This window comes from Rhodococcus opacus (assembly GCF_012396235.1).
Lineage (GTDB): Bacteria > Actinomycetota > Actinomycetes > Mycobacteriales > Mycobacteriaceae > Rhodococcus_F > Rhodococcus_F opacus.
The window spans coordinates 1-26652 of sequence record NZ_JAAXPA010000028.1 but is presented as its reverse complement, the minus strand read 5'-3'; the positions used below and the strand labels follow the sequence as shown (position 1 = coordinate 26652).

General features: G+C 65.9%; 24 protein-coding genes and 1 pseudogene. 13 read left to right on the top strand and 12 right to left on the bottom strand.

The genetic code is table 11. From position 1 onward, the window contains the following. Positions 1-37: 37 nt before the first annotated feature. From HGB39_RS29170 to HGB39_RS29160, 3 genes are read right to left on the bottom strand one after another with little or no spacing between them, the layout of a single operon-like run. On the bottom strand, positions 38-964 hold the full coding sequence (locus tag HGB39_RS29170) for a hypothetical protein (protein ID WP_005572528.1): 927 nt from the start codon (positions 962-964) through the stop codon (positions 38-40). Next, entirely contained in the window at positions 930-4373 is a 3444-nt protein-coding gene (locus HGB39_RS29165; protein WP_005572526.1) for an ATP-binding cassette domain-containing protein, read from the bottom strand. Before HGB39_RS29165 ends, HGB39_RS29170 begins: the two co-directional genes overlap by 35 nt. Further along, positions 4367-5419 (bottom strand): cupin domain-containing protein, encoded by a 1053-nt coding sequence (locus tag HGB39_RS29160; RefSeq protein ID WP_005572524.1) that lies wholly within the window; start codon positions 5417-5419, stop codon positions 4367-4369. Before HGB39_RS29160 ends, HGB39_RS29165 begins: the two co-directional genes overlap by 7 nt. A 217-nt stretch (positions 5420-5636) precedes the next feature. Between HGB39_RS29160 and HGB39_RS29155 the strand changes: the two genes are divergently transcribed. After that, positions 5637-6893, top strand: a complete 1257-nt coding sequence (locus HGB39_RS29155) for a tryptophan 2,3-dioxygenase (protein WP_043793246.1) — start codon at positions 5637-5639, stop codon at positions 6891-6893. 2 nt (positions 6894-6895) lie between these two features. Beyond that, positions 6896-7891, top strand: a complete 996-nt coding sequence (locus HGB39_RS29150) for a methyltransferase (RefSeq protein WP_037206059.1) — start codon at positions 6896-6898, stop codon at positions 7889-7891. Position 7892: 1 nt separating this feature from the next. Here the strand turns inward: HGB39_RS29150 and HGB39_RS29145 are convergent, their stop codons facing one another. After that, positions 7893-8771, bottom strand: coding sequence for an HhH-GPD family protein (locus HGB39_RS29145; RefSeq protein WP_005572517.1), 879 nt, complete (start codon positions 8769-8771; stop codon positions 7893-7895). A gap of 100 nt (positions 8772-8871) precedes the next feature. Here HGB39_RS29145 and HGB39_RS29140 point away from each other — a divergent pair, with 100 nt between their 5' ends. Further along, positions 8872-9498, top strand: coding sequence for a carbonic anhydrase (locus HGB39_RS29140; protein ID WP_005262194.1), 627 nt, complete (start codon positions 8872-8874; stop codon positions 9496-9498). A gap of 59 nt (positions 9499-9557) precedes the next feature. Beyond that, positions 9558-10322, top strand: coding sequence for a hypothetical protein (locus tag HGB39_RS29135; RefSeq protein ID WP_043793243.1), 765 nt, complete (start codon positions 9558-9560; stop codon positions 10320-10322). Here HGB39_RS29135 and HGB39_RS29130 read toward each other — a convergent pair. The 3 genes from HGB39_RS29130 to HGB39_RS29120 are packed head-to-tail and all read right to left on the bottom strand — an operon-like array spanning position 10315 to position 14183. After that, positions 10315-11277: an asparaginase gene (locus HGB39_RS29130; protein WP_005572514.1), complete on the bottom strand. Its 963-nt coding sequence runs from the start codon at positions 11275-11277 to the stop codon at positions 10315-10317. The genes HGB39_RS29135 and HGB39_RS29130 overlap by 8 nt on opposite strands. A 15-nt stretch (positions 11278-11292) precedes the next feature. Further along, entirely contained in the window at positions 11293-12738 is a 1446-nt protein-coding gene (locus HGB39_RS29125) for an amino acid permease (protein WP_005572512.1), read from the bottom strand. Next, positions 12735-14183 (bottom strand): aspartate ammonia-lyase, encoded by a 1449-nt coding sequence (locus HGB39_RS29120; protein WP_005572510.1) that lies wholly within the window; start codon positions 14181-14183, stop codon positions 12735-12737. The genes HGB39_RS29125 and HGB39_RS29120 overlap by 4 nt, the downstream gene beginning before the upstream one ends. Positions 14184-14404: 221 nt before the next feature. Here HGB39_RS29120 and HGB39_RS29115 point away from each other — a divergent pair, with 221 nt between their 5' ends. Both HGB39_RS29115 and HGB39_RS29110 read left to right on the top strand, forming a co-directional pair. Then, positions 14405-15124 (top strand): FadR/GntR family transcriptional regulator, encoded by a 720-nt coding sequence (locus HGB39_RS29115; RefSeq protein ID WP_005262204.1) that lies wholly within the window; start codon positions 14405-14407, stop codon positions 15122-15124. A 56-nt stretch (positions 15125-15180) separates the two neighbouring features. Beyond that, positions 15181-15966: an HpcH/HpaI aldolase/citrate lyase family protein gene (locus tag HGB39_RS29110; RefSeq protein ID WP_005572509.1), complete on the top strand. Its 786-nt coding sequence runs from the start codon at positions 15181-15183 to the stop codon at positions 15964-15966. A gap of 17 nt (positions 15967-15983) precedes the next feature. Here the strand turns inward: HGB39_RS29110 and disA are convergent, their stop codons facing one another. Further along, on the bottom strand, positions 15984-17069 hold the full coding sequence (disA, locus tag HGB39_RS29105) for a DNA integrity scanning diadenylate cyclase DisA (protein ID WP_005572507.1): 1086 nt from the start codon (positions 17067-17069) through the stop codon (positions 15984-15986). Positions 17070-17154: 85 nt separating this feature from the next. Between disA and HGB39_RS29100 the strand changes: the two genes are divergently transcribed. Then, the gene (locus HGB39_RS29100; protein ID WP_037179973.1) at positions 17155-17718 is read left to right on the top strand and encodes a PaaI family thioesterase; all 564 of its coding nucleotides are present in this window, start codon (positions 17155-17157) and stop codon (positions 17716-17718) included. A 20-nt stretch (positions 17719-17738) separates the two neighbouring features. Here HGB39_RS29100 and radA read toward each other — a convergent pair whose 3' ends face one another. After that, the gene (radA, locus tag HGB39_RS29095) at positions 17739-19121 is read right to left on the bottom strand and encodes a DNA repair protein RadA (protein ID WP_054248270.1); all 1383 of its coding nucleotides are present in this window, start codon (positions 19119-19121) and stop codon (positions 17739-17741) included. A 46-nt stretch (positions 19122-19167) separates the two neighbouring features. Then, on the bottom strand, positions 19168-19800 hold the full coding sequence (locus tag HGB39_RS29090) for a copper chaperone PCu(A)C domain-containing protein (protein ID WP_043794101.1): 633 nt from the start codon (positions 19798-19800) through the stop codon (positions 19168-19170). Between the two features lie 263 nt (positions 19801-20063). Here HGB39_RS29090 and carD point away from each other — a divergent pair, with 263 nt between their 5' ends. From carD to HGB39_RS29060, 6 genes are all read left to right on the top strand, one after another. Next, a complete protein-coding gene (gene carD, locus HGB39_RS29085; protein WP_005262216.1) occupies positions 20064-20552 on the top strand; it encodes an RNA polymerase-binding transcription factor CarD in 489 nt (162 codons plus the stop codon). A gap of 18 nt (positions 20553-20570) precedes the next feature. Further along, a complete protein-coding gene (gene ispD, locus HGB39_RS29080) occupies positions 20571-21251 on the top strand; it encodes a 2-C-methyl-D-erythritol 4-phosphate cytidylyltransferase (RefSeq protein WP_037206070.1) in 681 nt (226 codons plus the stop codon). Further along, a complete protein-coding gene (ispF, locus tag HGB39_RS29075) occupies positions 21251-21727 on the top strand; it encodes a 2-C-methyl-D-erythritol 2,4-cyclodiphosphate synthase (protein ID WP_005244898.1) in 477 nt (158 codons plus the stop codon). The genes ispD and ispF overlap by 1 nt, the downstream gene beginning before the upstream one ends. Positions 21728-21738: 11 nt before the next feature. Continuing rightward, positions 21739-23133, top strand: coding sequence for a cysteine--tRNA ligase (gene cysS, locus HGB39_RS29070; protein WP_005262233.1), 1395 nt, complete (start codon positions 21739-21741; stop codon positions 23131-23133). A gap of 2 nt (positions 23134-23135) precedes the next feature. Beyond that, the gene (gene rlmB / locus HGB39_RS29065; RefSeq protein WP_005262235.1) at positions 23136-24104 is read left to right on the top strand and encodes a 23S rRNA (guanosine(2251)-2'-O)-methyltransferase RlmB; all 969 of its coding nucleotides are present in this window, start codon (positions 23136-23138) and stop codon (positions 24102-24104) included. Positions 24105-24276: 172 nt separating this feature from the next. Continuing rightward, complete coding sequence (locus HGB39_RS29060) at positions 24277-25473, top strand: fatty acid desaturase family protein (RefSeq protein WP_005262238.1); 1197 nt, start codon at positions 24277-24279, stop codon at positions 25471-25473. Between the two features lie 4 nt (positions 25474-25477). Here HGB39_RS29060 and HGB39_RS29055 read toward each other — a convergent pair whose 3' ends face one another. Beyond that, entirely contained in the window at positions 25478-26359 is an 882-nt protein-coding gene (locus tag HGB39_RS29055) for a 5-oxoprolinase subunit C family protein (protein ID WP_043794105.1), read from the bottom strand. Positions 26360-26416: 57 nt separating this feature from the next. After that, positions 26417-26652 (bottom strand): annotated as a pseudogene (locus tag HGB39_RS29050) (alanine dehydrogenase); the annotation flags it as partial.

Sequence of the window (26652 nt, the reverse complement as noted above, 5' to 3'; positions counted from 1 at the left end):
GCATCTTCCATCTGCCCAGGCTATTTCGCTGATCATCTCAGTCTCCATGTCGCGATCTCGCGTAGTCCTGCATCGCCTGTGTACGCTGTGTGTTGACCGGAATCAGCCAGTTGTCCAGGTTGACAATGTGAATTGCGCCCACCCGGACCTTCGCGTCGATGGCGCCTCGGCCGAGGCAGACGTCCGCGAAACCCAGCCGATCCGCGAAATGATACATTTGGTAGTAGTCGGCGATATACAGATTCAACCCACGCGGAATTCGGTCGTGGTCCAGTCCCCGAACGAGTTTCGTAAACACGCCACGGTGATCGTCGGCGTAGCTCAGTGATCCGGCCAACGGAGTATTCGAATACTTGTCGTAGTCCAGCTTCACGAAATATTTCTCACCTTCGGACGAGCGTGCCAGCATACGCAGCACATCGCTCGTATAGAGGTTCTTGGCGTGTCCGTACTTGGCCACATTCAAGGCCTGAAGGCAGGCGAAATCGCGCAGGACCCGATTGTCTTCTGCCACGTCCGAGAGACGGTGTATCTCGGTTGTGCACGCCGCTTCGGCCTTCCTCGTGAGCCTGACGATTGATTTGTATTGGCTGGGTCCTACCGCGGTTCGCAAGGCGAGGTCCACACTTCGCGAAGACCGGAAGAATGCCGCCTTCATGAATGGAACTGCAATGACGTCGGCGCGCCGACGGCGATCGGATCTGCGAAGGGAAGGGACCAACAACCAGTCGGCGGTTGACGCCAGGCTCGACAACTCCGCCAATGTCCGATCGTCGGGCTCGTCGCACACGGGCATGTAGAAGTATCCGGGTGCGACGTACGCTCGCTCGTGATGCAGGGCGTCATTGCTGCTCACGCTGCCCTGGAGTACCGCGTTCCAGTGCGCGATGTTCCTCAGCGGAAGTTGTGGCCGTGGAACGTTGTGACTGTTACAGAACGCATCGCGTTGGGGCAGCCATTCCATGGTCTTCCTCCTTTCCATTCCAGTTCCGATCGGCTGTCGTGTGCGACTGGCCAGAATTCTCGAGGAGGCGTCGCTCGCCGTTGAAGTGGAAGACTCGGTTGGCAAGTTCGGTCAGCCCGGGATTGTGCGTGATGATGAAGAAGAGCGTGTCCGGCAAGGCAGAGATCACGGCCTGCAATATCGAGAGCTCTGCTGTTGTACTCAACTCGGAAGTCGCTTCGTCGAGAATTGCGACCGCCGGGCGATTGATCAACAGGTCGAGGAGCGCCAGCCGCTGCAGTTCCGTCTTGCTCAGATTCAACTGACCCGTGGCAGGGACGGGCTCGTCGAATCCGGACGGTAGTCGCCCGACGACGTCTGCCACGTCGAGATAGTCGACGACGCGAGCCAATTCGAGCGGTAACGGGCTGTTGAAGTGTTCGATCAATCTGCCTGGCTTGAAGATCGGACTCGACGTCAGGAGGAGGATGTCTTCGGCGTGGGAATTCGAGACGTATCCCGTCGTCCGGCCCAATGTCGAGAGGACGCCTGTTGTCGGCTGCAGACTGCCCACAACCAGCTTCGCAAATGTCGACTTACCCACCCCGCTCGGGCCCATGATGACCACGACGTCTCGGCTGGCAAAGGACTCGGAAAGCTCTTCCAGCAGCACCGCCCCGGTCTGCGGCGCGACGTACGTTACCTCCGAAAAGGATACGAGCGCTGCGTCTTCAACTGCTGAGCCGGTCCAGCGCGGCGCCGGGCCGGTCGGAGGCGTGAGGAGACGATCCGCGCTGTCGAGAACCTGTCTGAGGTCCACCAGACAACGGCCCACTCGGGCGAAAACAGCGATGAGGCTGTACGAGAGACTGAGCGCGAGAACACCGCTGAGGCCGGGTCCGCCGCCGGCCTGGACAAGCACGGTTGAACCGACGACGATCGACAGGAAGAGCACACCCATCAAATCGAGCTTGTAGTTGAACCAGCGGCGTGCGCCCGCATTGTCCATCGAAGCGAAGGCGCGATTCATCAAACTCTTGTTCAGCCAATTGACGAGGGCCGAGTTGTCGCGTGCCAAGTCGAATCTCGCTGAGCTCCAGGTAATGGCCTCGACCCGCTCCAACACGGTCGACGTCGTACCGATCTCTCTATCGTTGAAGTCCTGCAGTCGCCTTCCCGACCGCTTCGAACTGTGCCAGTAGGCGAAGCACATCCCGACAAGGGGCAGCAGGACGAAAATGTTCTTGCTCAATACGAACGCGGCGGTCGTGAGCAGCAATGTAACCGCACCCAGCGTATTCAGAAGTACTTCTGGCAGAAGTTCGTCGATACGTCGTTGATCCCAAGTCAGTTTGCTCTGATAGTCCTGATCGACCTCGTCGAAGGCCGGCCTGGAGGGCTTTGGACTCATGACGGTCGAGAAGTAATTCCGACATTTTCGGGATGCCGCCACGATGCTGCGTTTGACTATGAACAGGGAGGTGAAAATCGACAGGAGGGCCCCGGCGGACAGTGCGGCGATGAGGGTTGTCGCTGCTGTCCGCGCATTCGTGGTCGAAATGCCGCTGGCAGCCGTGTAGTCACCGACAATCGTCAGAACGTCGCGGCACGCAAACAGGACGCATGCGACAACCGCGACCTTCGCGACGCCCAGGCTCATCAGACTGCGGCGTGACGAAGTCGAGAATTCCGCTCGGTCCAGGCCCTGGGGACAGCGAGCGACCGACCGATCCTCTCGAGCGAGATGCCTTTTGCGTTCTCGAGCAGGATTCGCCGCACGTGGTGTGAGGTTTCGCATCACCTCCACGACTTCGCCTCCGGCCATTACCCATATCTCGTCTGCAGCATCTTTTTCATCGGGCTTGTCCGTTGCATATATGACCGTGGTGTCGTGCCACGGCCCGCGCAGAAGGGAGGCCAACAGCCCATTCGCCAGGTCGTCGTCCAGCCCTGCTGTGGGCTGATCCAGGTAAACGAACTTCGGTTCGGCCAATATTGCCCGTGCCAGTTCCAGCCGCTTCCCCTGCCCGCGGGACACGTTCCAGCCCCCGGTCCGGTCGCGTGACTTGCTCGAGAGGTAATCGCCGTAGAAGGTTCCGGGAAGTCGGGACAGTGTCAAGGCTCGACGGGCCTCGTCGTCGGTAAATTCGCTTCGATAGAGACACAAATTCTCGTAGAGCCCGCCAGGGAATATCCACGGTTCATCCGGTACGAAGAACGTTTTGCTGTTCACCTGGCTGCTGTGGCGTGCACCGATTTTCAGAACGGATGTCTTGCCACTGCCTGCGGCGCCGACGACGGCGATGTGCTTCGCCGTTGTTGCCGGTAGGCGCGTTGCGGTCGCATCGGTGTCCAGCGAGTGCGGACTGGATAGATACTTCGCAACGTTGGAGTGCCCGACAATGCCCTGGGACAGACTCTGAACAATGAAGGGGATATTGTTGGCGACGGATTTCAAGCCTCCGACCAGCGCCATTGTGGACAACAGGCCTGCTGGATCGACGTAACCAACGTGGGCCAGCTGGGTAAACACCGCGGCAAGCATGGCAACGATCGGAGTGAGTGTCGATATGAGGTTGATCCGCGCGATGAGACGCGCCGCTTTCAGGAGCGCGCGCTCCTCGCCATCTCGCTTCTCGGCATAGCGCCGAAATAGTTCGTCGTTCCAGTTCTTGAGCCACGCGAGCAGGCGATTGTTCAGCGAAAACAGGCCGACTTCGATGCGATCTGCCGCCGTCACCGACAGTGCAGCGTGCGCGGCATTCAATTGTTTGGCGTTCCAGTAGATCACCGCGGAACTGACGAGAATCACCGACAGTGCCGCCAGAGCGCTCAGTCCCAACGCCACGAAGAAGTACGCGGAGGTAAAGGTGATAGTTGCGAGTGCCAGAATGATGAAAATGAGTCCCGACCAAGCATTTTCGACGCGTGCTGCCTCCCGGTCCAGGAGCGTGACCAGGTCGGCCGGTTGGTCGGAAGGGGCAATGCTGCGTTTCTTGTGCAGCAGCCTTTGTTCGATGTATGTCCGGGCTCCGATGCCTACCACGTCGGCTTGCATGAAGGTGTGATTCAATGCAAGCCACGCCAAGTAGGTCAGCACGATGCAGGTGATACCAAGCGTGAGGTTCGTCGTGAGTGCTGGATCGCCGGTGACGAGGTGCTGGATCAGCGATTTCAGCGTGATCGCAGCACCAAAGGCGCATCCTGCATTGACCGCGATGGCCACGAGCCCGAGCATGATGTCACGACGAAGTCCGCCGAAGACGGATCTGCTCAGTCGCTCGCCTCGGAGCGCGTTCACGCTGTCCCGCTGCGCCGCGTCACACCACCGCTGCCATCTGGCAAGGTGCGAGGCGTTGGGCACAGGGTCGAGTCGAGTTCGGGGTTTGGGAACCTCGAACCAGACGACTTTCCTGAGGACGCTCAGCATGTGGAGTACGTGGGGACCGCCGTGTCGGCCAGGGCGAGCGACGCGATTCTGTCGCACAATTGCGTGATCATCTTCCATCCCTCGGCGAGTGCTTCGCGGAGTTCTCGAATCTCGGCCGGCGTTGCGCGATCGAGCAGATCGATCCCCATACTCACGTGCTGGCCGTCGTCTTCTCCGTGTTCTTGGAAGTGCGGAATTGCCGGAAACGCTCGCGCCGCTTCCCGGTGCCAGATTTCGCCACTACCTTCAAGCACCACATGCATCAGCAGAGTGCGCACCATGTCGCTCCGGTACAGCATTTGATGCCTGAACCACTCCATTGTCGATACGAACGTCTCATCGGTGACCGGCGCGTGCGCTGATCCCCGTTGGTTGCGCAGGTTGTCGTTATGGCCCAGTTCCTCGACCAGATGGTCGAGCGCCACCTGCTTGTGCGCCGTATCGGTAGTCATCGCGACACGCAGGTGCAGCAGGTCCTGAAACACGTCCGACCAGGTCTGCTGGCAGTCGAGCAGCCGTTCCCGAACGTGGGGGTCGTCGAACGAGGGGGCATCGATCAGCTGCAACAGGCTGCTGGTACCAAATTGCTGCAGGTACTTCTCGTTGTCCGCCAGGAGCACAGCCGCCCGATTCGGTACCTCGCCTGCAAACACCGCGTTGGGCTTCTCGGCGTCCTCGTAGAGTGCCTTGCCGTTGAACTGGATCGAGAGCGCCCAGAAACCGTCCCGGGTTCCTTCGAAGCCGTGCCAGGAGTCGCCGGGGACGAGGATCATGTCTCCGGCAGCGACCTCCTGCTCCGCACCGCCCATCGTTCGTCCGGAACCCTCGCAGATCAGGATCAGACTGGGCTCCGGGTGCTTGTGCACCGCCAGCACCTCACCGCACTCCAACCTGACCCAGCTGATCGCCAAATTGCTGGAAGCAGGAATGAATTGCGCCAACTGAGGGTGTTGGCTGAATATCTTGACGACACCCAGGTTGTGGGCGCTCGCGCCGACAACGGCTTCGTTGATCGTCTCGAGTGCGCTTCTGGCGATTATGTGCATAGATTTCTTCCTTCTGTGGGATCGACCTGCCTCGAGTTCTGTATCGCTCCCAATCCTGGGCACGTGCCTACGGGCGGAACAGGCACCCCAGGGTTGAAAACGTCACCCCCCCAGCGGAAAGGGTGTCGAGAAGTCTCCCTAGGGTGTCTATCCGCATTCGCCGCGCGTCGTCGAAGATAGCTGAACACCGCAGTACGGATGAGAGGCGAGTTTCGCATTGATTTCCGAAACACTGCTCGAAGCCGAGCAGAAATTTGTTCGTTCCGGCGTGATCGGCGTCGGAGGCACGTGCCTTCAGGCTGCTGAAGCGACGACCGATGAATTGTCTGGACGCAATATCGAGAATGCGCTCCGACAATGGGAGGCGGGACACGCGGAGTTTCCCCATGCGGCTGTCGCGGCCCATTATCAGACGGTCGGGCGTAACGGGGTCCGGCCCCACCTGGTCGCCATGCTGCAAAACTTCCATAACAACAACCGTGCGCATCATGTTCTCGGTGCCTGGCTACCGATGACGTTCGATGCTCAGGATGGCGACTATCTGTCATATGTCGGGCTCGACTATTTCGACCAGGTCGTCCGGTCCGATGACGCGCAGCGCGTGGACGCATTCGTTGCTGCCGCGGCCATGGACCTCGCGTTGCTGGAGGCGCGAGCACTCGGGAGGTCGGCACACGCCCCCCAGGTGGTCCGGACGCGTGCAGTGACACGGGTCGTGACCCAACTCGACAGGCTCGCACCCGATTTCTCGCTCGATCCTTCCGTCGCTGCGGCCGGTCTTGCGGCGCTGGCTCAGCCGGGCGCCGACTACAGTTCGTTTGCTTCACACGCCGCGCCGGCGCTGAACGGCGTCCCCGAAGAGATCGGAAGTGCAGTTCGGCTGACGTTGTTGCCGACGACGCGCCTGCACGACGAGCAGATGTTCATCCGCTGCATCCAGATCTTCGAAGGTCTGTATCGGCAAGTCGCGACAGCGATTTCGATGGCGATCCGTGACCTGCGCCACGGTCTGGCCGCAGCGGCAAAGAGTCGCCTCGACCGGGCATCGATCCGCCTCGAAGCGGTGCCTGCGCTCTTCCGGGTTCTCACGACGATGCCGGTTGACGCCTTCTCGATTATTCGCGGCTTCACCCATGGGCGGAGCGCGGTGCAGTCGCGCGCGTTTCGTGAAGTCGAGTTCGCCTGCGCTCCACTCGATCCCCGTGACTTCGAGCATAGTGGGAAGATCGATGTCGGGGACACTACGTTGCAGGACGTGTATCTCTCGATGCGGAAGACGCATCCGGATGCACACGTTCTCGAGGAGGCGATGCGGCGCCTGGACCGTGCGTGGGTTGCGATGAAGCGCGGCCACTGGGGCATCACCCTGAAAGTCATCGGAACGGTACCTGGCACCGGCGGTACGGCAGGCGCGTCGTATTTGAAGAATGCTGCGATGATGTCACTCTTCCCGCGGCTGTCCGAGGTGGCGTGAACATGAGCGATGTCAACCACCGAGTGAGAAAACAGATCATGGGATACATCGTGTCCCAATCTATTTCAGCTGTCTGCGAACTGGGTGTGCCCGACCGATTGGCGGACGGTGCGTGCTTGCTCGGCGATCTCGCGGCGAGCGTGGGCGCCGACGCCGACGCACTCGGTCGATTCCTGCGGGTCCTCGTCGCGGAAGGCTTGTTTGCGGAAGTCGGTGGAGGGCGATTTGCGTTGACGGAGGCCGGTGAGCTTCTGCGGGCAGACGCTCCGGGCTCGCTTCGTCACTTGGTCGGCTTGATGTCGAACGAGGCCTACCTCGTGTGGGGGCACGCAGCGCATTCGATCCGGACGGGGAAGGAATCGTTTTCAGCGGCGTTCGGAAAGCCGTACTTCGAATGGTTGTCCGAGAATCCGTCGGCAGCCGATGAGTTCGCACGGGGCCAAGCAGGGCTGGTCGAGTTGCGTTTGCTGCCTTTGCTCGACCACGACTGGTCTGACGTGGGAACGGTCGTCGACGTCGGTGGCGGGACCGGCGCGCTGATCACCCGGTTGCTCGATCGGCACGCGCATCTACGCGGAATTTTGTTCGATCTGCCTCATGTGGTCGCGGAAGCGCCGTCGACGTTTGGTTCGGCGGGCATCGGTGAACGAACGACAGTCGTGGGCGGAAGCTTCTTCGACGACGTCCCAGGCAATGGTGACGTGTACGTGCTGTCTCAGATTCTCCACGACTGGGATGACGCGTCCGCCGGCAAGATCCTCAGCAGTTGCCGGCAAGCGATCCCGCCAGGTGGACGATTGATGATTGTCGAGCAGGTCCTGCCGGAATCGGCGACAACCCACCCCATGGCTCTGCTGGATCTCCACATGCTGGTTCTCCTGGGAGGTCGCGAGCGCACGATCACCGAATGGCGCCGACTGTTGACCGACCACGGATTCACGCTGGATTCGATCACGCAAGGTCCCCGGTCATCCGTCATCGAAGCGGTTCCGGTGTGAGCTAGCTGCCCTCGCCCGCGAGGGCGAAGAGTCCGTCGTCGGTCTGTTCGACGAGGCCGTCGATCAGCAGGGAGTGGAGGGCGCGGTCGCGTTGGCCCGGATCGCCAGGCCACACCTGGTCGAGCCGCACGCGTTCGACCGGGGCGGAGCTTTCACGGAGTACGGCCATAAGCTTGCCGCGCACCTGACGGTCGGTGCCGGCGAACTTCTGGACCTTCCGGCGCTCACCGGTGTGCGCGGGACGTCCGGCATCCACCCAGGCGCAGCTGGGCAGCGGGCAGTCAGCGCATTCGGGGGAGCGGGCGGTGCACACGGTGGCCCCCAGTTCCATGATGGCCGCGGAGAACGTGGCGGCCCGCGCCCGGGTGCGGGGGAGCAGCGCGGACACGTCGGCGAGGTCACGCGTGGTCGAGGGATTTCCCGGCTCGGCGCGTCCGTGCACGGCCCTGGCGACCACCCGCCGGACGTTCGTGTCGACGACGGGGACGCGCTGTCCGTAGGCGAAGCAGGCGACGGCCCGCGCGGTGTAGGCACCGATGCCGGGCAGGCCGAGGAGGGTGTCGACGTCGCTCGGAACCACGTCGCCGTGCTCGGCGGCCAGTACTGCGGCGCACTCGTGGAGTCGCAGCGCGCGGCGCGGGTAGCCGAGCTTGCCCCACGCGCGCAGTACGTCGGCCTGACTCGACGCGGCCATGCGGGAGGGGACGGGCCAGCGCTGCACCCATTCCTCCCAGATCGGGGCCACCCGGACGACGGGCGTCTGCTGCAGCATGATCTCGCTCATCAGGATGTGCCAGGCGGTGACGCCGTCGCGGCGCCACGGCAGATCCCGGGCCTGTACGTCGTACCAGTTGATCAGCGCGGAGGAGTCAACGGCCACTTCGTCCTCACAAGTCCCTTCGTTCACGGGGGAAACGGATTTTCCGCGGTTGTCACATTCCCGTCGCGACGGTGCGACACGCCCGGTGCACAATGGTCCCATGCCTAATTCCAACCCCGTGTCCGCGTGGAAAGCCCTGCGTCAGGGTAACGACAGATTCGTGAGCGGTACCTCGCTCCATCCCAGCCAGGGCATCGCCGATCGCGCGAAGCTCGTCGGCGGCCAGCACCCCACGGCCGTCCTGTTCGGATGCGGAGACTCCCGCGTCGCCGCCGAGATCATCTTCGACCAGGGTCTGGGCGACATGTTCGTCGTCCGCACCGCCGGTCACGTGATCGACGACGCCGTGCTCGGGTCCATCGAGTACGCCGTCGGCGTGTTGAACGTGCCGCTCATCGTCGTGCTCGGACACGACAGCTGCGGTGCCGTCAAGGCGACGCTCGACGCTCTCGACGACGGCAACGTGCCGCCCGGATTCATCCGCAGCATCGTGGAACGTGTCGCGCCGTCGATCCTCATGGGACGCCGCGAGGGCCTCACTACCGTCGACGAACTCGAGGGCCGCCACGTGGTGGAGACCGGGGCGCTGCTCATGCAGCGGTCGCGCATCATCGCGGAGAAGGTGGAGAGCGGCGCGTGCGCCATCGCGGGTGTCACGTACAAGCTGTCCGACGGCCGGACTCACCTGCAGGGCGCCGTCGGGGACATCGGTGAGCTCACGGACTGACCGCGACACGCCGCACCCGCTGAGCCGCTGCCGCGCGACGCCGAACTACCGTTGACGTCGTGCTGGAACCGAATGGACCGTTGCCCCCCGAGATTTACTGGCGCCGCAGGGCGCTGGCGATCGGCGGCGCCATCGTCGTGTTGCTGCTCGTGGTGTGGTTGATCAACTCGCTACGTGGTGGCGGTGACTCCGAGACGGATCCGGCGGCAGCGAGTTCCTCGTTGACCACTCCTGTGTCGATTTCCCCGACAGCCTCGGGTTCGTCCACGTCCAGCGGCAGTTCGGGCGGTTCCGGTGGCGGCGGCGGTGGCGCCGCTGCCGCCGGCGGCGAGGCCTCCTCGGGCGCGTCCGGTTCGTCCGGGGCGTCGAGCAGCGGTACCTCGAGCAGCGCGGCTCCCAGCGGCCAGCCGGTCGCCGCGGGACAGTGCCCGGACCAGTCGCTGGCCATCAAGGTGGCCGCCGACAAGCCGACGTACCTGGCGGGTGAGGAGCCGAGCTTCACGACGGTCGTCACCAACATCGGCACCACACCGTGCGAACGTGATCTGGGCAGCAGCCTCCAGCAGGTGCTCGTCTACACGATCGACGGTGCCGTGCGGCTGTGGTCCAACATCGACTGCTTCCCGCAGTCCGCGGCCGACGTCCGCACCCTCGCGCCCGGCGAGCAGGCTCAGTTCACCGTGAAGTGGTCGGCCAAGACGTCCGCCCCCGACTGCCTGACGCAACCGGAACCCCAGCGTGATCCGGTGGGGCCCGGTGCGTACACCGTGGTCGGCCAGCTCGGTCAGCTCCGCAGCGCGCCGGAGCCGTTCAACCTCAGCTGATCCTCGGTGCGGGGTCGAGGCGCGAGCGCCGATCGAATTCCTTGTCGAGGTCGGTGTGCTCGGGGTCGGCGAGCAGCGCCGCGAGGAGGATGCGGGCCTGACCTGCTCTGAGGTCGGTGGAGAACAGTGCACCCGCCGAAACGAGGTCGTGCCCGCCGCCCCCACCGCCGTACGTGGCGGAGGTGGGGCCCTGCGGCACCCGGGTGGTGACCACGACCGGGATCCCGGCGGTCGCGCAGTCCCGGACCGACTCGACGATCGCCGGGTTCGCGTTCCCGGATCCGAGCCCGTCGAGCACCAGTCCCTGGGCCCCGGCGGCCCGGCACGCGTCGATCTGGACGCGGTCGGCCCCCGGATAGGCGGCGACGATGTCGACGCGGGTTCCGGAGATCGGATGCCACGGCAGCGGATCGAGACTTCGCCGCGGGGTGACACCGGCGGGGTGGACGGATCGGAACGCGGCGAGCGACGTCGTGTCGACCTTCCGCGTTCCTGCCGCCCGGTGCAGGGCGCCTCCGAACGCGATGAGGACACCCGCTCCGCGCAGAGCGGGGTCCGATCCCGCGGCGACCGCGTCGGCCAGATTGGCCTGGGCATCGGATTCCGGGTGGTCGAACGTGCGCTGCGCACCCGTGAACACCACCGGCCGCGGGTCGGCGTGGTGGAGGTCGACCAGGTACGCGGTCTCCTCCATGGTGTCGGTTCCGTGGAGCACGACCACCGCGTCGAGATCGGGATCGCGCAGTTCCGCGGTGACGGCGTCGCGGACCCGGTCCATATCGGCGAACGTCATGCTCGAACTGTCCTTCGACATCACGTCGACGACACGGAGTTCCGTCCCGGTCCACGCACTGCCCAGTAGATCCGGGCCTGCGACCACCGGTCTGCTGACACCCTGCCCGTCCCGCCTGCTGGCGATGGTGCCTCCGGTGGTGACGACGGCGACTTTCGGCACTGTTGTCCTTTCTCGCTAAACGGTCGGGCGGTCCGAGGCCAGGGTGCGGATGCGGTTCCGCGCGGCGAACCAGCCGATCACCAACAGCGGGGCGATGATCGCGATGGACCCGACGGTCCAGGTTCCCACGGGGTGATCGAACGCCATCAATATGACGACGCACGCGAGGAAGACCAGGGTCAGGAGCCCGGTGTAGGGGGCGCCGAACATCCGGAAACCGGGCCGGGCGAGTTTCCCTTCCTTGGCGAATTTCCACAGTTTCAGCTGGCACAGCACGATCACGGCCCAGGCGCTGATGATCCCGAGCGCAGCGAGGTTCAGGACGATCTCGAACGCTTGCGCGGGAACGACGGCGTTGAGTCCGACGCCGAGCAGGATGACGAATCCGGTGAGGGCGATGCCGCCGTAGGGCACTCCTGCCTTGTTCATCCGGGCGGCGAACGAGGGCGCCGATCCGGCCATGGCCATCGAGTGCAGTATTCGGCCGGTGGAGTACAGGCCCGCGTTGAGTGAGGACAGCGCGGCCGTGAGCACCACGAGGTTCATGATCGCGTCGGCGCCCTGCACATTGATGGAGCCGAAGAACGTGACGAACGGGCTCTCGCCGGCGTGGTACTCGGTGTAGGGGAGCAGCAGCGACAGCAGCAGGACGGATCCGACGTAGAAGACGAGGATCCGGATGATGACAGTGTTGATCGCCTTGGGGATGACCTTCTGTGGGTTCTTCGTCTCGCCCGCAGTGGTTCCCACGAGTTCGATCGAGGCGTAGGCGAAGACGACGCCCTGGATCACCACGACGGCGGGCAGGATTCCGTTGGGGAAGAGTCCGCCGTTGTCGGTGATCATGCTGAAGCCCGACGAATGTCCTTCGATCGGCGTTCCGAACAGCACGAAGTAGATGCCGAAGCCGAGGAACGCGGCGAGGGCGACGACCTTGATGAGGGCGAACCAGAACTCCAGTTCACCGAACACCTTGACGGAGACGAGATTCAGGCCGAGGACCAGTACGACCGCGGCGAGGGCGAAGACCCATTGGTCGACGTTCCCGAGCGGTGCCCAGTACTTCTTGAAGAAGTTCATGTACAGCGCGACTGCGGTGACGTCGACGACGGCGGTCATCGCCCAGTTCATCCAGTACAGCCAGCCCGCGGCGAAGGCCATCTTCTCGCCGAAGAATTCCCGCGAGTACGACACGAACGACCCGGAGGTGGGTCGGTGCATCACGAGTTCGCCCAGGGCCCGCAGGATCAGGAAGGCGAAGAACCCGCAGAGAGCGTAGACGAGGACGAGTGCGGGGCCTGCTTGGTGGAGGCGTCCGCCCGCGCCCATGAACAGGCCGGTGCCGATCGCTCCGCCGATCGCAATCATCTGGATCTGTCTGGGGCCGAGCGCTTTCCGGTAGCCGAGGTCTTCCTCGACGAAGATGTCGACGCCGGAGGTGTCGTCCTTCTCGATCGTCACGAGACCACCTCCGCGGCAGCGGCGACGGGTGTCTGCCGTGGCGAACCGGACGCTCTCAAGTTGGCGAGATGCTCGGGGCTGAGGAGGCGGTCGAGTTCTTCACGGTCGAGCAGACCGGCCTCGATCACGAGGTCGGCGACCCGGCGGCCGGAGACCAGCGCTTCCTGCGCGATCCGGGTCGAGGCGGTGTAACCGATGTACGGGTTGAGCGCGGTGACGAGTCCGATGGAGTCCTCGACCCGGGCACGCAGCAGATCGGTGTTGGCCGTGATGCCGAGTACGCAGCGGTCGGCCAGGATCCGGCAGGCGGCGCCGAGGTGGCGCATCCCCTCGGACAGGGAGTGCACGATGATCGGTTCGAACGCATTGAGCTGGAGCTGGCCGGATTCGGCGGCCATCGTGATGGTGACGTCGTTGCCGATGACCTCGTAGGCCACCTGGTTGAGGACTTCCGGGATCACCGGATTGACCTTGCCGGGCATGATCGACGAACCAGCTTGTACCGGTGGGAGATTGATCTCGTTCAGGCCCGCGCGCGGTCCCGACGACAGCAGGCGGAGGTCGTTGCACACCTTCGACAACTTGACCGCGATCCGCTTGAGCACGCCCGAGAGGTGGACGAACTGACCGACGTCCTGTGTTGCCTCGACCAGGTCCGTGGCCAGGACGAGGGGGAATCCGGTGAGTTCCCGCAGCGTGTCGCACGCTGCCTCGGCGTAGCCGGCGGGTGCGTTCAGGCCCGTGCCGATCGCGGTGGCGCCGAGATTGATCTCGTGGACGAGGAGAGCGGCCTCGTCGAGGCGGGTGCGGTCCTCGTCGATCATCACGGAGTACGTGGCGAATTCCTGGCCGAGCGTCATCGGTACCGCGTCCTGGAGTTGGGTGCGCCCCATCTTCACGGTGTCGGCGAACTCGACCGCCTTCGTCGCGAAGGCCTCCTGCAGGACGCGCATCGCGTCCAGCAGGTCGTCGATCGCGAAGATCGTCGCGATGTTGACCGCGCTGGGGTAGACGTCGTTGGTCGACTGGCTGAGGTTCACGTGCTCGTTGGGGTGGAGCTCCGCGTACTCCCCGCGCCCGTGTCCGAGGATCTCGAGTGCCCGGTTGGCGATCACCTCGTTGGCGTTCATGTTGGTCGACGTCCCGGCGCCGCCCTGGATGACATCGACGACGAACTGCTCGTGCCAGCGGCCGTCGACGATCTCCCGGCACGCCTGCCCGATAGCGTCGGCCCGGCGGTGATCGAGGATCCCGAGTTTCTCGTTGGCGGTTGCCGCGGCCCATTTGACGTAGGCGAGCCCGCGAATCAGATACGGGTTGGTGGAGATCGGCCGGCCGGTAATGGGGAAGTTCTCCACGGCCCGCAGCGTGTGGATTCCCCAGTAGGAATCCGCGGGCACTTGGCGGTCGCCGAGCAGATCGTGTTCTGTTCGCGTTTCGAGCACTTGATCATTCCTCACGGGGATTCGCGCGAGCCGTTGCTCTGCACGGATGCGGCGGATGGAGTCTGCTGCTCGAAGAGGGTAGATTTCTCGGTCGAGCCACCCGGCTATCCACCTGCCAGGCTGTCAGACAGGTGCAATTGTTACCGCGCTCACTCGCAGGCGTCAACCCCCGGCAGTGCCTCGTATTGACGTTGTCGCCGGTGCGTGAGCAGAATATCCACATGAACCTGTCAGACAGCTGGGCAGCCAGGCGCCCGGTCACGGCGCGGGTCAGCGCCGCGGAGGCGGTCCTCGCGGACCTTCGTGCCGCGATCACGTCGGGTGAGCTGACGGTCGGCGAACGACTTCCCTCCGAAGCGTCCCTCGCCGCGCGGCACGGGGTCAGCCGGTCGGTGATCCGGGAGGCCCTGCGGTCCTGCCATGCGCTCGGGCTCACGGAGACGAAGTCGGGCCTCGGAACGTTCGTCGTCAGCGATTCGATCGCTCGCGACCTCGACTTCGGGAACTACGCGGCCAACGAGCTCGTGGAGGCGCGTCCGCACGTGGAGATTCCCGCCGCCGGATGGGCGGCGCAGCGGCACACCGCCGAAGACCTGGCCGCCCTGCGCGGCCTCGTGGACCAGATGCGGGACGAGGACGATCCCCTCGTGTGGGTGTCCCTGGATGCGCAGTTCCACGCGTTCATCGCCAGGACGAGCCGCAACCGCGTGTTCGAATCCGTGATCGTCGATATTCGCGAGGCCCTCACCCGGCAGTCCGAGACGCTGAATCTCGTTGCGGGGCGGCAGCAGAAGTCGAACGACGAGCACGACCGGATCGTGGAGGGCATCGCCTCCAAGAGTTACGACAAGGCCGCCCGCGCCATGGCCGAACACCTGGATGCCGTCCGGATCGCACTGGAAACCGTGGTCGGAGAAGCCGGCCCGGACCACCGACAGTAAGGACGAGAACCATTCTCACAACGACTCCCCTCGACGCTCGGCACGCGAGGTCATGGTTGCTGGTATCTGCCTCGCGGACCGAGGATTTCGACCTCGCCGAACGCAGCGGCGCCGACGCCGTCATCCTCGATCTGGAGGACGGTGTGGTCACCGCGGAACGCTCCGATGCCCGGCGGTCGGTCGCCGCGTGGCTGTCCGGTGGCGGCGCCGCCTGGGTCCGGATCAACGCCGCGACCACCGAAGACTGGTGGGCCGACGTGGACGCGCTCCGCGGCCTCCCCGGGTTGCAGGGTGTCATGCTGGCGAAAAGTGAATCGGGGCAACAGGTCCGGGACACCGCTGCCCGGCTCGGCGGTGCGGTTCCGGTGCTCGCCCTCGTCGAGTCCGCGCGGGGAATCGAGTTCGCGTTCGAGATCGCCTGCGAGCCGGCAACACTGCGATTGGCGTTCGGCAGTGGCGATTTCCGGCGGGACACCGGCGCGAGCGCAGAGCCGGACGCGCTTGCCTACGCCCGGGGACGCCTAGTCGTCGCGAGCGGCGCCGCCGGTATCGCGGCACCCGTCGACGGACCGACTCTGGTCGACGACCAGCGCACCCGGATCGCGGATCTGGGCGTCACGCGGTCGATGGGAATGTCCGGAAAACTGTGCATGAAGGCCGCGCACACGGGCGACGTCAACCGCGAGCTGAGCCCCTCCGCCGCGGACGCGGCCTGGGCGGCCGAGGTGATCGACCGTCTCGGCGTCGACGGTTCGGGTGTCCGGAGTGGCAGCGACCGCCCGCAACTCGCGCGTGCACTGACCATCCGCACCCGCCTGGACGCGCTGCGGCTGTCCTACTAGTCGTCCGGACCGGAGATCTAGTCGTACGGGCCCGAGATCGATGTCTCGGCGAGCCGGGACAGGCCCTCGCGGATGTGCCGGGCCCACAGCCCGCCGATCCCCTCCACCGACTGCAGATCGGCGGCCGTCGCGGCCAGCAGTGACTGCAGCGTCCCGAACGAGCCGACGAGCCGGTGAATCTGGTTGAACTGCAGTCGGGGAACGCGGGTGAGGACGCGGTAGCCGCGAGGACTCATCGGCGCCTCGAGCGCTTCGATGGTGCCCGGGTACCCGAATGCCCGGGCCAACGTCGTGAGGTCGAGGAGGTCTGCGTCCGTGATCCTGTCGAGCGCGGCGAGCGACTTCTCGACGTCCTCCGCGGGCGCCGGGCCGGTGCCGGCCAGATAGTCGCGCACGATGAGTTCCCTCGCCACGTCGTTGTCGCCGACGAGTTCCTCGAGTTGCAGTGCGAGCTGACGTCCGTCCGTGCCGAGCTCGAGCACGTCCTGCTCGATCTCGACGGACACGCGCCGCACCATCTCCAGTCGCTGCACCACGGTCAGGGCGTCGCGGAGCGTGACGAAATCCTCGATCTCGACCACCGACAGCTGGCGGGTCACCTCGTCGAGCCGCGCCTTGTACCGCTCGAGGGTGGCCACCGCCTGATTGGCACGCGACAGGATCGTGGCGGACCCGTCGATGACGTGCCGGATGCCGCCGACGTACACGCTGACGATGCTCATCGACTGGCTGACCGACACCACGGGGTACCCGGTCTGCATGGCCGTCCGCTCGGCGGCGCGGTGACGCGTGCCGGACTCGACGGTCGGGATCTTGTGGTCGGGGACCAGCTGGACGTTGGCGCGCACGATGCGGGACCCGTCGGTGGACAGAACCACGGCGCCGTCCATCTTCGACAGCTCACGCAGGCGGGTCGGCGCGAACTCCACGTCGAGCTCGAAGCCGCCGTCGCAGATCTCTTCCATCTGCTCGTCGTAGCCGAGGACGATCAGGGCGCCCGTGCGTCCGCGCAGAATGCGCTCCAGGCCGTCGCGGAGTGCCGTTCCGGGAGCCAGCCGGGCTATCGTTTCGCGCAGCGCAGACGACGACTCGGCATCGTTCATCGCGCAATACTCCCGCTGAGGTAGACGTCACTTGTCGGGGCCCGCCGCGGAAACACGTCCGGACCCGCGTTTAGATTACCTATCCATGAGTAGTACCTGGACTTTGCCCGACGACCTGACCCTGCCCGCACCGGTCGGCAGCTTCCCCGCTGCAGGTCAGCCCGTGCCGCAGCACTGGTCACGGTGCTTCGGGTGCGGCGACCAGTCGCCTGCCGGGATGTCGATGAGCTTCACGGCCGGGGAAGGGCTCGACGTGTGGGGCCGGCTCGAGGTGGCTCCTCGCTACCAGGGCGGTCCGGGAGTGATCCACGGCGGCATCCTCTCGACCGCGTTCGATGAGGCGCTGGGCATGGTGTGCCGATCGATCGTCGACGGACCGGTGGTGACGGGTCATCTGGAGATCGACTTCGCCAAGCCCATCCCGCTGGGTTCCGTCCTCGAATTCCACGCGCGCATCGACGGGTCGATCCGCCGCAAGGTGTACGCGAGCGCCGAGGCGCGCATCGTCGAGGGGCCGACGGCCGATCCCGACGTGGTCGTGGCGACGTCGCGGGGGCTGTTCCTCACCGTGACGGCCGAGCACTTCGAGAAGACCAAGGACTTCGTCGACGGTGTGCCGGAGCGCCCGTTCGGCACGTCGTCGATCTGAGCGTCACCGCGATCCGAGCGTCACCGCAGTGACGCGATGGCTGCCCCCAGGTTTCCGACCTCGGTGACCTTCATGCCCTTCGGGGCCGCCCCGGAGTCGAGGGGAACGATCGCGCGGGTGAATCCGAGGCGGTTGGCCTCGGCGAGCCTGCGCCCGACGCCGGGTACCCGGCGAACCTCGCCGGCCAGTCCCACTTCGCCGAGGATCACCAGTCCGTCGGGAACGGGCTTGTCCTTCACGGCGGACGCGACGGCGAGCGCCAACGCGAGATCGGCGGAGGGCTCGGTCATCCGCATTCCGCCGACGGTGGCCGCGTAGACGTCGTTCTTCGCGATCGGCACCCCGCACCGGCGGTCGAGCACGGCCAGCACCATGGCCACGCGGGCGCTGTCGAGTCCGCTCACGGCACGCCGGGGTGCGGGCATGGACGTGGCGGCCACGAGGGCCTGCACCTCACCGAGGAGGGGCCGTTTGCCGTCCATCATGACGGTGACGGCGGTTCCGGGAACGGCCTCGGCACGGTGATGGAGGAACAGTCCGGACGGGTCGCTGATGCCGGCGATGCCGTCTTCCCGCAGTTCGAAGCAACCGACCTCGTCGGCGGCGCCGAAACGGTTCTTGACGCCGCGCACCATCCGCAGCGTGGAGTGTTTGTCGCCCTCGAAGTGCAGCACCACGTCGACGAGATGCTCGAGCGACCGCGGTCCGGCGACCGCACCGTCCTTGGTGACGTGGCCGATGAGGAGCACCGGCACACCGCTGGCCTTCGCGAGGGAGGTGAGGGCGCTGGTGACGGCCTTCACCTGGGTGACTCCGCCGACCACGCCGTCGACGTCCGCGGCCAGCATGGTCTGCACGGAGTCGACGATCAGCAGGGTGGGACGCACCTGCTCCACGTGGCCGAGGATGGTCGCGAGGTCGGATTCGGCGGCGAGATAGACCCGCTCGTGGACGGCACCCGTGCGGTCGGCCCGCAGCCGCACCTGTCCGGCGGATTCCTCACCGGTGACGTAGAGGGAGCGGTCGTCCGGGCCGCGGCGGGCCCACTGGTGGACCACCTCGAGGAGCAGGGTCGACTTGCCGACGCCGGGTTCGCCGGCGAGGAGAACGACGGAACCGGGCACCACCCCGCCGCCGAGGACACGGTCCAGTTCGTCGATGCCCGTGGGCTTGGCACGGGTGGAGGTGCTGTCGATCCGCGTGATCGGAGTGGCCGGGGTGGACGGAAGTACCGCTCCGGCCCCGGCTTTTGCGAGCGAGGCGCCGGGGCGGCTGGCGACGGACGCAACGATCGGGGCCTCGTCCATCGATCCCCAGCTACCGCACTCGGGGCACCGGCCGACCCATTTGGGAACGGTGCACTGGCACGACGAGCAGCGGAAGCTGGTTTTGAGTTTGGCCACCGGGCCAGCCTAGGTATCGGGTCCGACAGCGGACCCGGTCCGGCTGCTAGTGTCCGCCGCCCTCGGCTTCGGCTCCGGGGGACGTGTCGGAGACGTGGCGCTCGGTCTCGTGGCCCGCGTCGACGGGAACGGACACGGTGACGTCGCCGGCCTTCTCGAACGCGAACGTGACGGGGAAGGTGAGGCCCGGGCGGACGCCTTCCTTCAGGCCGTCCAGGGTGACGAGGACGACGTCGGCCGGTGCGTCGGCACTGGCGTCCTTCTGGCCCGCGGCCTCCGCGCCCTCAGCGGCTTCCTCGCCCGGAAGTCCGGCGACGAGCGCGGTCTGCGGCGCGATCTCGAGGCCGCCCGCCTTGTCGCCGAGGGTGACGGACTGCGCGAAGTCGGTGCTGATCCGGGTCAGCTTGTCCGGGGTGTCCTCGTTGTTGTTGATCGCGGTGAACGCGAGGACGGCGGTGCCGCCCGGCTCGAGGCTGTACTCGGCGGAGTTGGGGTAGACCACGTGCACGTTGCGCAGGGCGATCGACCCGACGTCCGCGCTGTTGCCGTTGACCGCGGCGACCTGACTCGACGTCTGAGTGATCTGGCCCGCGCTGCAGGCGGACAGCACGAGTGCTGCGCCGGCAGCGAGAGCGACGGCGGTAGCGACTCGGCGAGTCGACTTGTCGAGAGCAGTCACGAGTTGTCCTCCGGTGTCAGGTTCGCACTTCAACTAGGCAGAGTAGTAGTTCGTCCGCGTGGCCTGCTCGCTGGGTACTCACAATGGTTGTCTGCGTGCGGTTTCGGCGCTGGAGAACCGCCCGATCGGGGTGTCCGGAATGCACGTATCGGGGACCCTGTCAACCCCTACGGTCAGGCCATGATGCCCCTGACCTGCACCGTTGATGAGACCAGGTTCCGGACACGTGTTAAACTCGAATGATCGAAAGGGGCACGGGACAGATGATTTTTAAGGTCGGAGACACCGTCGTATACCCCCATCACGGTGCGGCGCTGATCGAAGCTATTGAAACCCGCACCATCAAGGGTGAGCAGAAGGAATATCTCGTTCTCAAGGTTGCTCAGGGCGATCTCACCGTACGGGTTCCCGCAGACAACGCAGAGTACGTGGGCGTACGCGACGTCGTCGGCCAGGAAGGTCTCGACAAGGTCTTCCAGGTACTGCGGGCACCGCACACCGAAGAACCCACCAACTGGTCGCGCCGTTACAAGGCGAATCTCGAAAAGCTCGCGTCAGGTGACGTCAACAAGGTCGCCGAGGTCGTTCGGGACCTGTGGCGTCGCGAGCAGGATCGCGGCCTGTCCGCAGGAGAGAAGCGCATGCTCGCGAAGGCGCGGCAGATTCTTGTCGGCGAACTCGCACTGGCCGAAGGCACCGACAGCGACAAGGCCGAGACCATCCTCGACGAGGTCCTCGCGGCCGCGTCCTAGACAGTCGCGATACCCACAGTGGCCGAGGGAAAAGGTCCTGTAGTCGCACTGGTTCCCGCCGCAGGTCAGGGAGTGCGTTTGGGCGAGAACAAGCCCAAGGCATTCGTTGATCTGGGTGGGACGACCATGCTTACACGCGCGGTCGACGGGCTCCTGCAGTCGGGGGCTGTCGACCGCGTCGTCGTGATCGTTCCGGAGGAGCTCGTCGAGTCGACGCGAACCCTCCTCCCCGGTGAAGTCACCGTCGTGGCCGGCGGAAGCGAGCGGACCGATTCGGTTCGCGCCGGACTCGCCGTCGCGGACGACGCCGAATACGTGCTAGTGCACGACGCCGCCCGAGCGCTCACACCACCGTCGCTCATCGCGCGGGTGGTCGCGGAGCTGCGCTGCGGCCGCAGCGCCGTCATCCCAGTCCTCCCGGTGGCGGACACCATCAAGACCGTAGACGTTCTCGGTGCGGTCACCGGCACCCCCGAGCGGTCCGAACTGCGGGCCGTGCAGACGCCGCAGGGTTTCACCGCGGAACTGCTCCGGCGCGCCTACGACGCCGCCGACGGCATCGCCACGGACGACGCCGGACTGGTGGAGCGCCTCGGGGAACGGGTCCGCAGCATCGTCGGAGAACCCACAGCATTCAAGATCACCACGCCGCTGGACCTCGTGCTGGCCCGCGCGCTGGTGGAAGAGGGAGCGCACTAGTGCGAGTCGGAATCGGGACGGACGTCCACCCGATCGAGCAGGGACGGCCGTGCTGGATGGCCGGCCTGCTCTTCGAGGACGAGAACGGCTGCGCGGGCCATTCCGACGGCGACGTGGCCGTTCACGCACTCTGCGACGCCCTCCTCTCCGCCGCCGGACTCGGCGATCTCGGCTCCGTCTTCGGAACCGGCAGGCCCGAATGGTCCGGGGTGAGCGGTGCCGCGATGCTCGCCGAGGTACGCCGCCTCCTCGAAGAAGACGACTTCGGTGTCGCCAACGCCGCGGTCCAGGTAATCGGGAACCGGCCGAAGATCGGCCCGCGCCGAAACGAGGCGCAGAAGGTGCTCAGCGACATTTTGGGCGCGCCGGTTTCGGTGTCCGCGACCACCACGGACGGGCTCGGCCTCACCGGGCGCGGCGAGGGGATCGCCGCCATGGCCACCGCGTTGGTCATTCCCGATCGAAGCGCCAGGTAGGATCGCTGGTCGTGACCCTGCGCCTATTCGACACCGAGACGCGGGCCATGCGTGACTTCGTTCCGCTGGCCCCTGGACACGCATCGGTGTACCTGTGTGGCGCCACGGTGCAGGGCGACCCCCATATCGGCCACGTACGCAGCGGCGTCGCATTCGACGTGCTGCGACGCTGGCTGCTCGCCCACGACTACGACGTGGCGTTCGTCCGCAACGTCACGGACATCGAAGACAAGATCCTGAACAAGGCCGCGGAGGCGGGCAGGCCGTGGTGGGAGTGGGCCGCCACGTTCGAGCGGTCCTTCACGTGGGCCTATCAGCAGCTGGGTGTGCTGCCGCCGTCCGTCGAGCCGCGAGCCACCGGTCACATCACGCAGATGGTCGAGATGATGCAGCGCCTCATCGACAACGGCCACGCGTACGCCGCGGGCGGGGACGTCTACTTCGACGTCCGCAGCTACCCCCGGTACGGCAGCCTGTCCGGGCACAAGCTCGACGACGTGCACCAGGGCGAGAGCGCCGGCGAATGCAAGCGTGATCCCCGCGACTTCACGCTGTGGAAGGCGGAGAAGCCGGGCGAGCCGTCGTGGCCGACGCCGTGGGGCCGGGGCCGGCCTGGCTGGCACCTCGAGTGCTCGGCGATGGCCGAGTTCTATCTCGGGGCGGCGTTCGACATCCACTGCGGTGGCCTCGACCTGGTGTTCCCGCACCACGAGAACGAGATCGCGCAGGCCAAGTGCTCCGGCGACGACTTCGCGCAGTACTGGCTGCACAACGGCTGGGTCACCATGGGTGGCGAGAAGATGTCGAAGTCGCTCGGCAACGTTCTCTCGGTGCCGAACGTGTTGAAAAAGGTTCGGCCGCAAGAGCTTCGCTACTATCTGGGCAGTGCCCACTACCGGTCGATGCTCGAGTACTCCGACACCGCGCTCGACGAGGGGGCCGCGGCGTTCCGCCGGATCGAGTCGTTCGTCATGCGCACGCAGGAGCGTGCCGGTGAGGTGCCGGTCGGTCGGTGGACGGAGGCATTCGCTCGCGCGCTCGACGACGACCTCGCCGTCCCCGCCGCGCTCGCCGAGGTGCACGGCAAGGTCCGCGAGGGCAACATCGCCCTCGACGGCGGAGATCTCGAGGGTGCGCGCGAGATCGCGTCGCAGGTCCGGGCCATGCTCGGAATCCTCGGCGTCGACCCGCTGGACGAGCACTGGACTCAGGAGACCGCGGATGCGTCCGCGGCAACCGATGCCCTGGACGTTCTGGTCCGGGCCGAACTCGAGCGCAGGCAGAGTGCCCGCGCCGAGAAGAACTGGGCTGTGGCCGACGAGGTGCGTGACCGTCTCATCCGGGCGGGCATCGAGGTCACCGATACCCCCAACGGGCCCGAGTGGTCTCTCAAGGCAGGACAGTAGTAATGGCTGGAAATTCGAGTAGGCGCGGAGCCATCCGCAAGGCCGGTACCAAGAAGGGGCAGGTCGCCGGTTCCGGTGGCCAGCGCCGCAAGGGACTGGAAGGCCGCGGCGCCACCCCGCCCGCGGAATCCCGCACCAAGCACCCCGCCGCCAAGCGCGCCGCCCGCGCGGCCAGGGAAGCCGACAAGCAGCCCGGCCGCGGTCGTCAGACCGCCGGACGCAAGGTGCTCGACGGCCCCGAGAACGTGCTGGGCCGCAACCCCGTCGTCGAGTGCCTGCGCGCCGGCGTCCCCGCGACCGCGCTGTACGTCGCGGTCGGGACCGAGAGCGACGATCGCCTGAAGGAATCCGTTCAGCGGGCTGCCGACGCGGGCATCTCCATCCTCGAGGTTCCCCGGACCGATCTCGACCGGCTCAGCGCCAACGGCATGCACCAGGGCATCGCGTTGCAGGTGCCCCCGTACCGTTACGCGCACCCCGACGACCTGATCGCGGAAGCCCGCAAGCATCAGGAGGCGCCGCTGCTCGTGGCCCTCGACAACATCACCGATCCCCGCAACCTCGGTGCCGTCGTGCGTTCGGTGGCCGCGTTCGGTGGTCACGGTGTGGTGATCCCGGAGCGCCGCAGTGCGTCGGTCACCGCGGTCGCGTGGCGGACGAGCGCCGGCGCGGCAGCCCGCCTGCCGATCGCCCGCGCCACCAATCTCACTCGCACACTGAAGGATTGGGCGTCCAAGGGCGTCCAGGTGGTTGGTCTCGATGCGGGTGGCGATACCACCCTCGACGAGTTCGACGGCAGCGGCCCCGTGGTGGTCGTGGTCGGCTCGGAGGGCAAGGGACTGTCGCGCCTGGTCCGCGAGAACTGCGACGCCATCCTCAGCATTCCGATGGCGGGCCCCGTCGAATCGCTCAACGCGTCCGTCGCCGCGGGTGTCGTGCTCGCCGACATCGCCCGTCGTCGCCGCGGCTAGGCTCCCCGACCCGCGAACAGCAGGTCGTCGTCGGGCAAGCCCGCACGGTCGGTAGCGGGCTGAGGGTGCCGCTTCAACACTGTCGACACCTACCGTAGACCTACAGTGTTGACAGGCTGCTACCAGCGGCGTTCACTGAGGTCATCAGTGACCGCGAGGTTGGAGGCCGGTCATGGCAATCACCGATATCAAGGAATACGCGCACCTCACCCAGCAGGACGTCGAGGCGCTCGGATTCGAACTCGACGCACTACGCCGCGACGTCGCGGAGTCCCTCGGGGCGAAGGACGCGACGTACATCCGCCGCACCATCGCGTTCCAGCGCGTGCTCGACGGACTCGCCCGACTGATGATCCACGGCAGCCGGTCGTCCACGGGCGTGGTCCTCGGGACGACGGCACTGGGTGTGGCCAAGAGCGTCGAGAACATGGAGATCGGCCACAACGTCTCGCACGGGCAGTGGGACTGGATGAACGATCCCGAGATCCACTCGAGCACCTGGGAGTGGGATCAGGTGGGTCCGTCGTCGCAGTGGAAGTATGCGCACAACTTCCGTCACCACAAGTACACCAACGTGCTCGGGATGGACGATGACGTCGGGTTCGGCGTCATGCGCGTCACTCGTGATCAGGAATGGCGTCCGATCCACCTGCTACAGCCGATTCAGAATCTTCTGCTCGCGGCGTCGTTCGAATGGGGCATCGCGCTCCACGATCTGCTTCCGCCGAGTGCCGAAGACAAAGCGAGCCGGCGTCTGCGTCCACCGGTGCGAGATCTGCTCGGCAAGATCGCGCGGCAGATGGGCAAGGACTACGTGTTGTTCCCCGTTCTCAGCGGGCGGCGGTGGCGACGAACGTTGAAGGCGAATCTCGTTGCCAACCTGCTGCGGAACGTGTGGTCGTACGTCGTGATCTTCTGCGGGCACTTCCCCGACGGAGCCGAAAAGTTCACGCTTGCGGAACTCGAGGACGAAAGCCGGGCCGAGTGGTATCTCCGCCAGATGCTCGGCACCGCGAACTTCCGGGCCGGCGCCGTCATGGCCTTCATGAGCGGCAACCTGTGCTATCAGATCGAGCACCATCTCTTCCCTGACATTCCCAGCAATCGGTACGCCGAGATCTCGACCGCGGTGCGCGGCCTGTGCGAGAAGTACGACCTGCCGTACACCACCGGTTCGCTTGCGCGGCAATACCTTCTGACGCTGCGCACCATTCACAAACTGGCGCTGCCCAACCGATTCCTCCGGGCGACGTCGGACGACGCGCCGGAGACGGCCTCGGAAGTGAAGTTCCGTGGGCGGGCGGCGGTCGGGGCCGATCCCGTGACCGGACGGCTTCGCGGGCTCCGAACAGCGCTGGCAGCGAGGTAGGGCGTCACCGCGGAATGGTCGGCGCCACCATCCGGTGGAAGCGGACTCGGTGCCCGGGCCGCAACTGCGCAGCCACCGGCAAATCGGCCTCGGCGACCACGGCGATCACCGGATAGCCGCCGGTCACCGGATGATCGGCCAGGAACAGGATGGGCTGACCGTTGGGCGGCACCTGCAGCGCCCCCGCCACCATGGCCTCGCTCGGCATCTCCTCCGTCACCGCGCGGTGCAACGGTCCCGGACCCGCGAGTCGCGCCCCCACACGATTGGTGTCGGAGCTGACCGTCCACGTCTCGCGGAGAAGGGCTTCGACGGACGCGGGGGTGAACCAGTCGTCCCGCGGTCCGAGCCGGACGCGCATCATCAGCGGATCCTCGGGGGCGGCCGGTGGGGGGATGATCTCGTCCGCAGGCCAGTCGCCGGCATCCGCACCGACCAGCAGCCGATCACCCTCGGCGACGGGATCGGGGCCGATCCCCGACAGAGTGTCGGTGGACCGGCTCCCCATCACCGCGGGCACGTCGAAACCTCCGCGCACCGCGACATAGCTGCGGAGTCCTTCCGATGTGAACGCGATCTCCAGCAGGTCGCCGGTGTTCAGGTGCAGCATCGTGTAGGTGGGCCGGGGTTCGGAATTGACGGTGACGGGGTTCCGGGCGCCCGTGACGGCGACAGAGACGGTCCCGGCCGCACGTACCGCGAGCCCGCCCAGTGTGACCTCCAGCGTGGCTGCGCCGGAATGGTTGCCCACCAACCTGTTTGCGCTGTCGTGTGCGTCTCGGTCGGCGGCACCCGACTCGCCGACCCCAATCGACGCGTAACCGGGTCGGCCCCGATCCTGCACGGTGGTGAAGGGTCCGGTGCGCACGACCTCGAGCCAAGCCATCGTTCGATTGTCCCGCATTCGCAGGTCTGCTGGATACGCTCTCGTCGGATCAGTCGCTCAGGAGACTGCGGTGTAGCCGTGCGCGGCAGCGACTTCGGTGGACAGCAGCTGTCCGTCGTGGGTGGACAGTCCTGCGGCGAGTCCGGGGACGGTCGCGGTGGCTTCCTTCCAGCCCTTGTCGGCGAGGGCGGCGACGTAGGGGAGGGTGGCGTTGGTGAGGGCGTAGGTGGAGGTGCGGGGGACGGCGCCGGGCATGTTGGCGACGCAGTAGAAGACGGAGTCGTGGACCTGGT